Source organism: Methyloglobulus sp., from assembly GCF_964779595.1.
The window spans coordinates 1-14660 of sequence record NZ_CBAROL010000045.1 but is presented as its reverse complement, the minus strand read 5'-3'; the positions used below and the strand labels follow the sequence as shown (position 1 = coordinate 14660).

The window sequence follows — 14660 nt, the reverse complement described above, 5'->3', positions numbered from 1 at the left end:
GTATAAGACATCATCCAACAAACACCATTTCAAACATAATGACTTCTTCAGTATGGCGGCAGCCTTGACGGCATTGAGTTTGGTTGTGGCTTGGGCTGTTGAGTTACTGGCAATGGAGTTATTTCGGTTGGGCTAAGGGTCAAGCATTGTACAGTAGCTACTAATTACAATTGCCGTTTCAATAATGAAATGACAGTCCCTTGCTGCTCCCTCGTTACATTTTTCAAAATCATCGCCCTCGCTTCATTGCTCACAGACTAGCGGGTTTTTGTACGTCAACACGGGTGATTTCGTGGAAAGCTGTACCGCCATCGTGGAATACTTTGATGGCACATTGGAGTTGGTGAGATGGCATTAGACTGTGTTGGCTTTAAACTTTGATTCAATGGTAGCCAATCTTCATAATTAGTAACCGACAGCTTTCCCCTTATTTTGGCTACTTTTTAGGCATCGACCCGTTGCAAAACTAATTGCAGACATGCTTAACATCCACCGTATTCCAGATATTATCCACATAATCGGCAGTCATCTTGGGCATCCCTGCCTGTAGCCATTCAACCAATATTTTTGCTGTGTTGGGATAAGTAATTTGGACGGCATGGGGATTATGCAGCCAGTGGTCAATCACTGCTGTATCTATATCATTCATGACGTGTCCATAACCCAGTTGCTGTAATGCAGCAGCATTGGAGATTTGCTCCATTTGAGCATGTAGCGGCTTTGCCAGGATTTTTTTGCCCATCTGCAAGGCTTCGCTGGCAAGCTCAAACCCCGCATTGCTGATGATGCCTGCACAATCAATGAGATCTTGTTGAAAACCATCCCGCGATAAGGCTTTACAGACAATAAAATCATATTCGGATGCTACGACTTCCGGCGTATAGATGTGAAACTCAAAGTTTTTAAACGGTGATAAATGCTTAATCACAGTTCGGGTATCTTCAAAGGGAAGGTACACAATAATCTTATTTTTGATGGCTTCTTTCGATACTTCGGGGATTTCAATAATGGGCGGCAATACAAGTTGCCCAAAATGATGCCAATGCAAACCCACGCCAATGTCGGCAGGCGCATAAAACTTCATGACCAATTCAGCCAGTGGATCAGATCCACTTCTGGGTATTTTATGCTTGAAAGCATACTGATGTCCGATTCCCAAAACCGGAACGCCTTGGGATTTTGCTGCCCATGCGGTAACGGGTTCAAAATCGCTGATGACGAGATCATAATCCGTCAAATCCAGCTTTTGTACATCCTTTACAAAAGTAATAGGCTTGGATGTTAACAGCGTTTTGAAGTAGCTGACTTGTCCCTTCTCGACGGCAAACGTCAGCCCATTACGGAGTTGGTAGCCATTAAAAACAGCCATGTCGAAATATTTGTCGAAAGCACGACCGGTAAATTGAAAATCAACTTCAATGCCCACCTTATTCAGCTCTTTTGCCATCACCCTGGCACGAGTGATATGTCCGTTACCGGTACCTTGAACGCCGTAAAATATCCGCATTAAATGATTTGCCCTATACTGAACAGTGCGATTGAGATACCCATGACACATCCGACCAGAATGTCAGTTGGGAAATGTACGCCGAGTGTTACACGAGAAAAACCAACCAAACCCGCCCAACAGTACAAAGGTATCAATAGAATGGGGTAAAACTGCCCAACAAGAGTAGCCATCATGAACGCAGCCGAGGTATGTCCCGACGGAAAACTGAACTTATCGGATGGTGTGATAAGACTACGAAAGTTTTTTAGAGCCGCCGCTGGGCGATTTCGCTTGAAACTATTCTTCAACACAAAATACAGCGGTCTTTCTAAGCAAAAGGCTAGAACAATTGTCTGCAACGGCGGATGTTGAACGCCTTGAGTCCAGTATAGCCATGCCATGAAAACAACATACAGTTCGCCATCGCCGGTTTTTGTAAGGTATCGGCAAACTTTAACCAGCCGATTATGTATGCTGGTATTAATAAGCCAGGAAAACATAAAAATATCGTATTTGTGGATAGTATCAAGCAGCCTCATTACTCCTCCTGACGATTAAACAGCTCAAATCGCAATTAACCAAAGAACTTACCTTCTGGAATAATATTAGGGTTTATTTATTACTGCGACGTGACTGTTAGATTAAGATTTGATGACAGCTTTTATAAGCTTTGTAGTTGAATGGCTCAATAAACCCCATCTGGCTCTTAGATAACACACCATCCTTTAGTATGCTGGTTTCTTATAGTTAGTAATTTTGGGGATTCATACAAGCTTCATGAAGTTATCTTATGTTGTGGCAGTAGCACTATTGATGACTTACAACGGAAATGTATTAGCCCAGCAAAATCTACAAATGTGAATCACGCGGGTATAAGGCTATAATTAACGGATATTTTGGATGACGTTTGATAATCAAATGAAACTTCAATAGTTGAGCGTAAGAAGGTTTCAGCAATTCCTTCTGGCTCGTACTGCCTTGTGCATCCCCAACAATTCTTTTCAATTCTGGAATAATTGAAAAACACATTTAGTTAAAGCGATATGGACTCCTTAAACCCAGTAGATTCCACCCAATTCCTGCAACAGCAGTTACATGCTGTCATCGCCTTGTTGGAAAAGCAGGAGCTGGAAAACACCTTAGTCCACAAAAGCACGTCTAGCCATCACGACCTAGAAGAATCGCTGGTATTCAGGCAGCATCACGTGCGGATACAAGAGAAATTATTCGACTTACATCCTGCTGATATTGCCTTCATTCTTGAATCCTTGCCTTTGGATCAACGCCAAACGGTATGGCAAGCAATCAAAGCCGACCATGATGGTCAGGTGTTGCTGGAAGTGTCCGATGCGGTTAGGGAAACCCTGATTACTGGCATGGCCGATGAGGAATTGGCGAACTTTGCCAGCAACTTGGATGCCGACGAAATTGCCGACCTTGCGGCTGACCTCCCCAAGCGGGCGATGCTCAAGATTCTGCGCTCATTAAACAGCCAGGAGCGTAGCCACCTCAACACCATTTTATCTTACGAAGACGACCAAGTTGGTGCGTTCATGGATTTTGGCATGATCGCCATCCGTGACGATCTAAACCTGGAAGCCATCATCGAATTCATCCGCAAGCTGGGCAAATTGCCAGGACATACTGACAAACTGTTTGTCGTAGATCAGCATAATATTGTTAAAGGCGTATTGCCTTTGCAGCGCTTGCTTACTCACGAACCTGCACAACAAGTTGCCGAAGTCATGGTGACCGATTTTGTTAAATTCCAGGTTGACCATGATACCGCCGATGCGGCACGGGCGTTTGAACGCTATGACCTGATTTCTGCTCCTGTTGTTGACAACCACGGTGAACTGCAAGGCCGCCTTTGCGTCGATAGCATTTTGGACTTCATCCGCGAGAAAAGCGATGATGATATGCTGACCCAGGCAGGTGTCGGTGAAGACGAAGATTTGTTTTCCAGCGTGTGGAAATCCGCCAAAAACCGCTGGGGTTGGCTAATGATAAATGTTGCCACGGCATTTGCTTCAACGCGGATTATCGACGTTTTTCAAGATACCATCCTGCAACTGGTCGCACTGGCCTCGCTCATGCCCATCGTTGCGGCAATGGGCGGCAACACAGGCAACCAAACCAGCATGTTAATCATAAGGTCTTTAGCGCTAGGTCAAATCAACGCGGTCAACGTGCGCCGTTTAATCAAGAAAGAACTCACGCTTGCGCTACTGAACGGGGCGTTTATTGGCATTATTATCGGTTTGTTGAGTTGGGTGCTGTACTACAACCTAGCCTTGTCGATAGTCATTGGTTCGGCGATGTTGATAAACCTGTTGGTAGCGGTCTTGGTTGGTCTTAGCATTCCTTTACTTCGCTATAAATTCGGCAAAGACCCCGCAGTAGGCACCAGCATTATGCTCACAGCCATTACCGATTCGATGGGTTTCTTTATTGTGCTGCTACTGGCAAGAATGTTTTTGATTGGCAGGTAAGCTAATTTTTAATTCATTTCAGTAGTTGTTTCGTACGACCGAACCTCCAAATTGGTGCATCTGAGGAGACTAATGCACAAAATCAATGCGTCATACTAAATCGAGACAGCCCCTTCCCATCCTGCAAGAAAGCTTATAACTCATTATAAATATTATAAAAAATAAAATATTATCTTCGACTTTACAATATTGGCACATCGTTTGCTGTTCAAATATTGAAGGCTATTTTTTTAGCACAATTACAGAGATTAGAAAACCGACATTTACGTTTTGTGATCGCTGCGATTAAAACGACAAGGTGAACCAATGAAACCAATCAATAACCCTAACGAAAATATAAACAAGCTACGTCCATTCATAGTTCGACCATTCGACAGGTTCACGGCTCATCGGGAACAAGCACAGCAGATTAGCGTCCAACCTGTGTCTGCCAAAGTGCTTAAGCAAATGCTTCCTACCCTTAATGAACCGGCTTCAGCGTTTTGCCTTGTTGCCGCAGTTATCGCGCTTATGATTGCCTGCTGTGGTCTCAATAATGCAGCCACCACAAGTTTGGATCAAGCTTTAACCAGCTCCGAAGAATTTAACTTTCAATCGCTACGATTTTAGTTATGCAAGTTGTACCCCTCCTCGTGTAGATCGGATGTCGATTTGGTGCAAGGACGCATCTTTTTTTTTGATTATCCGTTATATAGTCTGTAAAAATATGAGTTATCCAAGCGTGATGATAGCTGGGGAAAATCCGCTTAGTTATTTTTAAATTGCCCGAAGTAACGTGCTTTTGTGTTCGGATTAATCGCATTTGTTGAAAACCATCATGACAGTTAATCAATTTACTCTCTCAAATTGATTGTCGAACCTAGCTCAGAATAGTAGTAGGTATATGTTGAACGTCTTGATAGTTGAATGTGAAACTAAAAATGACTTGCAGGAAAATGTGCTTAAAAACCATGACTTTGCTATTTTGAGAGTCCCGTATAGCCCACAATTTGTGGCACTCGCAAAGGAATCCAGACCTGATGTCATTATTATCAATCTCGATACACCCTCTGAAAAACTAATCAGTGATCTGCATACACTGAATCAGCAATTACCGCTACCAATCATAATGTTTGCCAACGATGGCAGTATAGAAACCATTAATAAGGTCATTAAGGCAGAAGTCAGTACTTATATTGTGGATGAAATACCCTACCAACGTCTCAACAGTATCATTCAGGTTGCTATTGCTCGGTTTAAACGTAACCAGGCACTAAAAAATGCCCTAGAAGAGGCGTGTACCCAACTTGAAGACAGAAAACAGATTGACCGCGCCAAAGCAATTTTAATCAAAACTCAGGACTTTACCGAGAATGAGGCTTATCACAAGCTTAGAAAATTGGCGATGGACAGGAATATTACCCTGGGTGAAATGTCCAGAAATGTCATTGCTATGGCCGAATTACTTAAATAAAAAACTCAATGTTCCATGAAGACGTTTATCAAAGTAATTGAAATATGGATACCTGACAAAGACCGTACTCAGTTGGAGTTCAGTTCCGGTTTGTATGGTGCCTTGACCGACTTTAAAAGCGCAAGTAAGCAGCAGCATTTTGCTTACGATGAAGGTTTGCCCGGTAAAGCCTGGGCTGCCGGCCATCCGATTGTGCTGACTAAATTTGAACATTCTTTCTTTAAACGCACGAAAGCCGCACAAAAAGTCGGACTAACCTGCGGTATAGCGTTACCGATTTTTTCAGGAGATTTTCTGCTGGCTGTCGTGGTGTTTTTATGCGGTGATGATAAAGAACATGCTGGCGCAATTGAAGTCTGGTGCAATAACCCAGATAAAAAAGATTTGCTCCACGTTATGGACGGTTATTATGGAACTCTGCAATATTTTGAAAGCATTTCCAGACTAACAAATACGCCTAAAGGCCAAGGCATACCAGGCATAGTTTGGCAAACGGGTATGCCTGCTTTAATGGAAGATATTGGCAAACTTGATGACTTTACCCGCTCTAACGACGCACAGCAGGCGGGCATAACAACAGGCCTCGGTATTCCTGTCGGCAATAGCGATGACCACATCTATGTATTGACATTTTTGTCAGCAAAAGCCACTCCGATTGCCAAGCGCATACAGTTATGGATTCCAGACCAGCAAGAAAAGCTACTGGTATGCCAGCAAGGTTACAGTAAAAACAGCAACAATCTGGCAGAGATCTTTGAGACCCTTACTGTAGAAAAAGGTGTAGGAGCATTAGGTCGAACCTGGCTGACCGGTATGCCTGTCATAACCGGAAACCTAGAGGATTCTGTCTATAATCCTGAACTGGATAATTTGAGCAGTATGCTTGCTATTCCTGTGATCCGGCATGGGCGATTAAAAGCCATAGTTACTTTTTTATTTTAAAATAAACCAAGCCATTGCATTTTCTAAATGTTCTATGCCTGAATATTTGGAGTTCTACTTTGGTGCAAAAACCAACACCACTGCACTTTAGTTGAGCAAACTATTTAGTGGTTTTTAAACTTTTAGGTCGCCACGGCTATATGCAAACCCTTTTCTCTTTTAATAACCTTTTGTAACTGTTAATAAAAATATAATCACAGATGGATATTAAAATATTGGCATAACTTCTGCTTATGTAATTACATAGACCCCAATGCCGGTGTCTATCAATTAAGCTCACAGCTGGGCAATCTGACAAAGGCGTCAATCAAACTAACGTGTTATGGCAACACAAAAGTTTAGCGACGTTTTTTTTTGTTCAAAATTTCTAACACAGGACTCATCACTCATGAAGCATACCGGAAAATTTAACTTACCCGACCTAGCCAAGTCACTCTCAGTTGCGGCACTGGTTGTTTCGACCTTGATTTTTACAACATCCGTAAGTGCTGCGGAAAAACTGGAGAAAGACAGCCTGAAATTTGGCTTTATCAAACTCACCGACATGGCACCTTTAGCTGTCGCCCTTGAAAAGGGTTTTTTCGAGGAAGAAGGGCTTTCGGTGCAACTGGAAGCCCAAGCCAACTGGAAAGTCTTGCTGGATCGAGTCATCGGTGGTGAGCTGGACGGTGCACACATGCTTGCACCTTTGCCTTTAGGCACAGCGATAGGTTACGGCACTAAAGCCGATATTGTCAGTGCATTCACCCTTACTTTAAATGGCGATGCGATTACGGTTTCCAACGCTGTTTGGAAGCAAATGAAACCACAAATTCCCATGGAAGGCGGCAAACCCGCCCATCCCATCAAAGCCGATACATTGAAACCTGTGCTGGAAAAATTCAAGGCCGATGGCAAGCCCTTCAATATGGCGATGACCTTTCCGGTCGGCACCCATAACCTAAAGTTGCGTTACTGGCTGGCAGCGGGCGGCATTAATCCTGGCTTTTATGAACCCCCTCAAGATACATCGGGTCAGATTAATGCCGAAGCAATGCTGTCAGTAACGCCTCCCCCACAAATGCCGGCGACGATGGATTCCGGCACGATTGTTGGCTACTGCGTGGGTGAGCCTTGGAATCAACAAGCCGTGTTTAAAGGTATTGGTGTTCCAGTCATCAGCGATTATGAATTAATGAAGAACAGCTCAGAAAAGATCTTTGGCGTAACCAAAGAGTTTGCCGATAAAAACCCAAACACGCACGTTGCCGTTATAAAAGCCTTAATCCGTGCGTCATTGTGGCTAGATGCGGAAGGCAACAAAAACCGTAATGAAGGTGTGGAAATGCTATCGCAAAAACAATATGTTGGTGCGGATTATGCCGTCATCGCCAACAGCATGAACGGTACATTTGAATACGAAAAAGGCGACAAACGCGATTTACCCGACTTCAACGTGTTCGCCCGTCATAACGGCTCTTATCCTTATTACAGCGATGCGGTTTGGTACTTAACCCAAATGCGCCGCTGGGGCATGATTAACGAAGAAAAACCGGACTCGTGGTATCTGGACATCGCTAAAAAAGTGTATCGCCCAGAGGTGTTCATGACCGCAGCAAAAGCCTTGGTTGCCGAAGGCAAAGCCAAAGCCAGCGATTTTCCGGCAGAGAGCGAAAGCGGCTTCAAACCGGTTTCCAGCGACTTTATCGATGGCATTGCGTTTGACGGCACCAAACCGAACGACTACCTCAGCAAGTTTGCTATCGGCTTGAAAGGCAAGCAAAAAGTGGCAAGCGGCAAAATTGTAGATTAATAACGATAACAATCTGTTGAGCAACAATTGTGTTGCCTATCAGATTTAGCTAGAGCAGCTTTGACAAGCAAATCTGCTGACCGAGTAAAAAGTTTTTGTTGTGTATGTGTTGTTCCTCGTGTGGTAACAAACGGAATTAATTTAGTGCAAGGATGCACCTTTTTTAAACGACAACAACATGATGAATTTTTTAGAGTAGCGCAAGTAACAGGTGATAACCATGAGTAACCAACTTATCAAATTTTTTAACCTAACTGGCCTGACCTGGTTTGTTCCTTTTGTAAAAATGGCAGCAGGTGAAAACCCCGCACAACAAATACGGCAACTATTTTTGATAATGGGCGTACCGCTTATTGCCATGTTGTTTTTCTTGGGGTTCTGGAGCTTCTCCGCCTCCAAAGTCAACACCTCGCTTGGTACTATTCCTGGACCAAGCGCAGTTTGGGATGAAGCGATGGGGCTGATTGACGAGCATCACGCTGAAAAAAAGAAACAAGCCGAATTTGATATGCGGCAGGAGGAGCGCATAGAAAAGGCAAAAGCGGAAAACCCAAATGCTGAAATCAAAGTCCGCCCTTATAACGGGAATGCGACTTACCTGGATAAAATCTGCACCAGTTTGTACACTGTATTTACCGGCTTTATTTTAGCTACCTTGATAGCCGTGCCGCTGGGTCTGCTATGCGGCATGAGTCCAGTCTTTAACACCGCCCTGAATCCGTTAATCCAGATATTCAAACCCGTTTCCCCTCTCGCATGGCTTCCGATTGTGACATTGGTGGTCAGTGCGGCATATGTCGTCACCGATGATAGCTGGTTTGAAAAATCTTTTATCACCTCGGCAATTACCGTGACCTTATGCTCATTGTGGCCGACCTTAATCAACACCGCCGTGGGTGTGTCTTCAATAGATAAAGACTTGGTCAATGTTGGCAAAGTGTTGCGCCTTAACTGGGGTACGCAGATACGGAAAATCATCATACCCTCTGCCATGCCTTATATTTTTACAGGGATGCGTCTATCGTTGGGCGTGGGCTGGATGGTGTTGATTGCAGCGGAAATGCTGGCGCAAAACCCTGGTTTGGGTAAATTTGTATGGGATGAGTTCCAAAATGGCAGCTCCAATTCGCTGGGGCGCATCATGGTGGCTGTGCTTACCATCGGGATTATCGGTTTTATTCTCGACCGCATCATGCAGACGCTGCAAAAAATCTTTTCTTTTGGCAGAGAACTGTAAGCTAAGGAGTAGAAGATGAGTTTAGCCATTAACACCTTAGAATCACCTGGACGCAAGCCTTCCGTTGTTGTTCCGTTTACTGGTAGCAACCCCAAAGCACAGACGATGAGCCAAACTGAAGAATTAACCGAACAGCCTTTGTTGGAATTGAAAAACGTCTGTAAATCCTATGGCAGCGGCAATTCCATAAGCCCCGTGTTGAACAACATCAACCTGCGGATTAAAGAAGGCGAGTTTATTGCCATTGTCGGCTTTTCTGGCAGCGGTAAAACCACGTTGATCTCCACTATCGCCGGATTGATCCAAGCCGATAGCGGGGACGTACTCAAGCAAAACAAGACCATCAATGCGCCAGGGCCAGATCGGGGCGTGGTGTTCCAGAATTATTCCTTGATGCCGTGGCTTACCGTTTTTGAAAATGTGGCGTTGGCGGTCGATGAAATCTTTAAAGATTGGACTGCCGCAAAGCGCAAGGCACATACCGAAAAATACGTGAAGATGGTCAACCTTGGTGCGGCAATGGACAAGAAACCTGCCGAACTGTCTGGCGGTATGCGGCAACGGGTCAACGTGGCACGCGCACTTGCCGCTAATCCTGATATTTTACTGCTAGACGAACCGCTCAGTGCCTTGGATGCCCTTACCCGTGGCATGTTGCAAGACGAAATCCTGCAAATTTGGGAGCAAGAAAAGAAGACCGTCATCCTGATTACCAACGATGTAGATGAGGCTATCTATATGGCAGATCGCGTGATTCCGCTTAATCCCGGTCCAAATGCCACTTTAGGGCCAGATTTCATCGTCAATATCGAACGCCCACGGAACAGGACGGAGCTAAACCATAACGAAGCATTCAAAAAAACCCGTGCCGACATCACCCAATACTTGATGGCTATCGGCATGGAAAAAGCCCGTGCCGAAGAGCAAGACAAGATGGTCCTGCCCAATGTCCGACCTAACACAAGCAACGACTGGACACTGGATCGCTCTGCCTTGAAGCCGATAAAGGAAGATGCTGGGCGACCTAATTACCGCTACCTGGAATTCTCCCAAATCGGCAAAACCTACCCCACACCCGATGGTAACAGCACCGTAAAAGTGGTCGATGGCTTTGATCTGCGGGTAAAAAAAGGCGAATTCATCTCGATTATCGGTCATTCTGGTTGTGGCAAATCAACTGTGTTGTCAATGGCAGCTGGCTTAAATTCCATTTCAAACGGCGCTATTTTCCTGGACAACCGTGAAGTTGATGGTGCAGGGCCTGACCGTGGCGTGGTATTCCAAGCACCGAGCTTATTCCCTTGGCTGACAGCATTTGAAAACGTCATGTTAGGTGTGGATAAAGTCTACCCCCATGCCACCAAAGCGGAACGGGAAGACATCGTCGAGTACTACCTTACCCGCGTTGGCCTGGGCGACGCTTTAGACAAGAAAGCCAGTGCCATGTCAAACGGGATGCGGCAGCGAGTCGGTATCGCCCGTGCGTTCGCTTTATCGCCCAAACTGCTGTTGCTGGATGAGCCATTCGGCATGTTGGATTCACTCACCCGCTGGGAATTGCAGGAAGTACTGATGGAAGTGTGGGAACGCACCCATGTGACCGCACTTATTGTGACCCACGATGTCGATGAGGCCATCTTGCTCGCGGATCGTGTCATCATGATGACCAACGGTCCACACGCTAAGATTGGTAAGATTGAAAACATCGATCTACCAAGACCTCGCTCACGTAAGGCATTGCTAAGTCATCCTGATTATTACAAATACCGAGAGAGCATTTTGCGGTTTTTGTCTGATTGTGAACACACGCATTAAATTACACATTATCAATAACTTAATAATTTTCTTAACAAGGGAGACTGGCATTATGCCTAAATATCGAAAATTAGTCCTTGCGACTTCATTATTATCGCTCACGTTTGCAAACCAGCCAGCTTCGGCAGTCGGTGTCACCCAGTCTGTAGAAGATGCACTTAATTTTTACCATTACGGCAACAATGGCGCGGTAAAAATAGACTTGAATTACCGCTATGAGAACGTCAATCAAGATCTTGCCCCTGATCCTCTGAATCCTGGTAGTCCGCTTGCAAAACAACCACATACCGCAAACGGCAATACAGCCCGCTTACGTGCAGGTTTACTATCTCCGGTCTTTTACGGTATTCAAGGCTACGCGGAGTTTGAAGGCAATCTTGCTATGCAGGAAGATTTTAATAGCACCCGTAATGATAACAAAGGCTTTTCTACGATTGCTGATCCTGAAAAAGCTGAACTTAACCAATTGTGGGTGAGTTATAACGGCGTACCTGATACCATCATCAAAGGCGGTCGGCAACGTATAAAATTGGACGATGACCGCTTTATCGGTAACGTGGGTTGGCGGCAAATGGAGCATACCTTTGACTCAGTGTTAATTACCCATACCAACCAACAGTTATTCGGTCTTGTTATTAACGCTGGGTATATCGGTAACGTACAGACTATCACCTCAACCACTGAAAATATCAATGCCCCTATCGTAAACGTCAATTATAAGGTCGGCGATTACGGCAATGTCATCGGCTATGGCTATTGGCTGGATTATACCGAAAAAGATACTGCTGAAAAGTCCAGCGAAACTTATGGCTTGCGCTTTACCAATTTTCTAAAACCTGGCGACTCCTACAAATTAAGTGAAAATTATGGCTTGGTTTACACTGCTGAATGGGCGCACCAACAGGATTATGGTCATGGAAAAATCGATTATGAAGCAGACCGGATCAATTTAATGGGTGGATTTACCGCTTACAACGTAACCTTTCAAGGCGCGATGGAGCAACTCGATGGCAAAGGCAAAGGTAAGACTTTCGATACACCATTGGGGACAAATCATGCCTTCCAGGGCTGGGCTGACTTATTTTTGAATACGCCTGATAATGGTATTCGTGACGTATTCGGCACAGCGCACGTCATGCTTGATCGAGGTAATCTCATCTTAACTGGGGTGTATCATGATTTTACGGATGATACTGGCGGCATTCATTATGGCGATGAATGGGATTTTCAAGCACTTTGGAAATTCGGTAAACATTATTCAGTGTTGGCGAAATATGCTTACTACAATGCGGATAAATTTAATACCGACACCCAAAAAATCTGGGTGCAAGGCAATATCAGTTTTTAGGAATACGCTTAATCATTCGACAGGATTCTCCTACGATTATCGAAAGGCTCAGGACAGATAATATTTTTGTCTTGAGCTTGTATCACAGTAATTCCATTGGCTGTCAAAGCATAACTGGAGGCAATTACTAGCGTTTTCTTAGCCAACTGAAAGACGACGCGCACTTCGGCAAAATTAGTTAGTCTTTTATACCTTTATACCCTGAAGTAATCGGATAGCGTCGATCCCTGCCGAAAGCCCTGGAGGTAATCCGAATACCGGGCGGAGATTGTCTGCGTTTGTATTCATTTTTATCGACGAGGTTAATCGCCCTAGCAACGTGTTCGCGGCTGAAACCTGCCGCGATGATGTCATCCGCGGATTGGTCTTTTTCTACATAGCGTTCGAGAATAGCATCGAGGATTTCATAAGGCGGTAAGGAATCTTCATCGACTTGGTCTGGTGCAAGTTCTGCCGATGGCGGACGGGTAATGACACGCTCAGGTATGACTTGGGATAAAGTATTTCGATAATGTGCCAATTGGTAAACCAACATCTTGGGGACATCCTTGATGGGCGCGAAACCGCCAGCCATATCGCCGTACAACGTGGCATAACCGACGCTCATTTCGCTTTTGTTGCCGGTGGTCAACAGCAACTTGCCTTGCTTGTTGGACATCGCCATCAAGATCACTCCTCGGCAACGTGCTTGAATGTTTTCTTCGGTGGTATCTTTCTTCGTACCTGCAAAAACCTCGGCTAACATGCCCGTAAAGGCATTGACAGCAGGTTCGATAGGGATGATGTGGTATTTAACATCGAGTTTTTCGGCCTCTAAAATGGCATCTTCGTTGCTCATATCTTGGGTGTAGCGGGATGGCATCAGTACGGCTTCGACTTTATCGCTTCCCAACGCATCAACTGCGAGTGCTAGAACCAATGCGGAGTCAATACCGCCAGATAAGCCCAAGATTGCGCCACCAAAACCATTTTTCCGCACGTAATCTTTAATACCTAGTACTAAAGCCTGATAGACACTGGCAATGTTATCGTACAAAGGCACACACTCGCCGATTATTGGCTTGTTGTTTATGAATTCGACCCTGCCTATGTGTTCTTTGAATTCTTCAGCGCGATAGATGATTTCACCTTGGCTATTTGCCACGAACGATGCACCATCAAAGATCAACTCATCTTGCCCACCAACTTGATTGACATAAACTATTGGGATTTGTGCAGCTTTAACCTGTGAACAGATTACGGCTTCGCGCTGATTAATTTTCCCTGAATTGAATGGCGACGCATTCAAGGTTAACAATAACTCCGCTCCAGCTTGCTTGTTGGCATCAATAATACCTTTTTGCCAAACATCTTCGCATATAGTCAGACCAATAAAACCGCCATTAAACTCGAAAACACAAACTTGATTACCCGCCGTAAAGTAGCGTCGCTCATCAAACACGCCATAATTAGGCAAAGCTCGTTTACGATAACACGCCAGCGTAACACCTTGATGCAGCACAACGGCACTGTTATAGAGTTTGTCATCAGAAAGCTCAGGAAAACCCAGTACCAAGGCAATATCATTGACGCTTTCGGCGATGTATTGAATAGCATTATTGGCTTCTTCGATAAAATCAGCACGAAACAGCAAGTCTTCTGCTGGATAGCCAGTAACAATAAGCTCAGGAAATACAATCATATCGGCAGCTAAATCATCACGAGCAGTGATTGCTGCCTTGATAATGTTATCAACATTGGCGGATACGTTGCCGACCAAGAAATTGATTTGCGCCAAGGCAATTTTTAGGGATAAGGATGACATTTAGTGTGGAATTGGCTACATGAAATATGTATTGATTTTTATTTTCAATAATATCTAGCGGATTATAAACAACTTTCAATTGAATAGTTGTTGATTTTTTGCGTTTGCTTTTATTCCGATGTAGTTTCGGTTGTCAGCCTTAATTTAACGTTTCGGAAAACCCAAAGGACTAAATGATTCTATCTAAGGCTTTCTTCATTCAACCTCTCTGATCAGTCGTTACCCGCTAGTTGTCTGGCATAAAAAAACCCAAGGTGTTGAGGCCTTGGGTTTGGGTGTTAAGTGCTT

Annotated in this window: 11 protein-coding genes; 8 read left to right on the top strand and 3 right to left on the bottom strand. The window is 44.5% G+C overall.

The features are described from left to right. Positions 1 to 466: 466 nt before the first annotated feature. On the bottom strand, positions 467 to 1507 hold the full coding sequence (locus tag AC1YY3_RS11895; RefSeq protein ID WP_481825209.1) for an MJ1255/VC2487 family glycosyltransferase: 1041 nt from the start codon (positions 1505 to 1507) through the stop codon (positions 467 to 469). Next, positions 1507 to 2028 carry a phosphatase PAP2 family protein gene (locus AC1YY3_RS11890; protein ID WP_481825208.1) on the bottom strand — a complete coding sequence of 174 codons (522 nt, stop codon included), beginning with the start codon at positions 2026 to 2028 and terminating at the stop codon, positions 1507 to 1509. Before AC1YY3_RS11890 ends, AC1YY3_RS11895 begins: the two co-directional genes overlap by 1 nt. Before the next feature lie 504 nt (positions 2029 to 2532). Between AC1YY3_RS11890 and mgtE the strand changes: the two genes are divergently transcribed. The 8 genes from mgtE to AC1YY3_RS11850 all read left to right on the top strand — a co-directional run bounded on the left by mgtE (position 2533) and on the right by AC1YY3_RS11850 (position 12568). Next, positions 2533 to 3981, top strand: coding sequence for a magnesium transporter (gene mgtE / locus AC1YY3_RS11885; RefSeq protein ID WP_481825207.1), 1449 nt, complete (start codon positions 2533 to 2535; stop codon positions 3979 to 3981). Between the two features lie 306 nt (positions 3982 to 4287). Then, a complete protein-coding gene (locus AC1YY3_RS11880) occupies positions 4288 to 4590 on the top strand; it encodes a hypothetical protein (protein WP_482194497.1) in 303 nt (100 codons plus the stop codon). Between the two features lie 274 nt (positions 4591 to 4864). Continuing rightward, a complete protein-coding gene (locus tag AC1YY3_RS11875) occupies positions 4865 to 5434 on the top strand; it encodes an ANTAR domain-containing response regulator (RefSeq protein ID WP_481825089.1) in 570 nt (189 codons plus the stop codon). A 15-nt stretch (positions 5435 to 5449) separates the two neighbouring features. After that, positions 5450 to 6376, top strand: coding sequence for a GAF domain-containing protein (locus AC1YY3_RS11870; protein WP_481825088.1), 927 nt, complete (start codon positions 5450 to 5452; stop codon positions 6374 to 6376). A gap of 388 nt (positions 6377 to 6764) precedes the next feature. After that, on the top strand, positions 6765 to 8168 hold the full coding sequence (locus AC1YY3_RS11865; RefSeq protein WP_481825087.1) for a CmpA/NrtA family ABC transporter substrate-binding protein: 1404 nt from the start codon (positions 6765 to 6767) through the stop codon (positions 8166 to 8168). Between the two features lie 220 nt (positions 8169 to 8388). Further along, positions 8389 to 9405 carry an ABC transporter permease gene (locus AC1YY3_RS11860; protein ID WP_481825086.1) on the top strand — a complete coding sequence of 339 codons (1017 nt, stop codon included), beginning with the start codon at positions 8389 to 8391 and terminating at the stop codon, positions 9403 to 9405. 105 nt (positions 9406 to 9510) lie between these two features. Then, positions 9511 to 11220: an ABC transporter ATP-binding protein gene (locus tag AC1YY3_RS11855; protein ID WP_481825090.1), complete on the top strand. Its 1710-nt coding sequence runs from the start codon at positions 9511 to 9513 to the stop codon at positions 11218 to 11220. A gap of 52 nt (positions 11221 to 11272) precedes the next feature. Continuing rightward, positions 11273 to 12568: an alginate export family protein gene (locus tag AC1YY3_RS11850; protein WP_481825085.1), complete on the top strand. Its 1296-nt coding sequence runs from the start codon at positions 11273 to 11275 to the stop codon at positions 12566 to 12568. 178 nt (positions 12569 to 12746) lie between these two features. On the opposite strand, the gene AC1YY3_RS11845 is transcribed toward AC1YY3_RS11850, so the two are convergent. Beyond that, the gene (locus tag AC1YY3_RS11845) at positions 12747 to 14372 is read right to left on the bottom strand and encodes an NAD+ synthase (protein ID WP_481825084.1); all 1626 of its coding nucleotides are present in this window, start codon (positions 14370 to 14372) and stop codon (positions 12747 to 12749) included. Between the last annotated feature and the right edge of the window lie 288 nt (positions 14373 to 14660).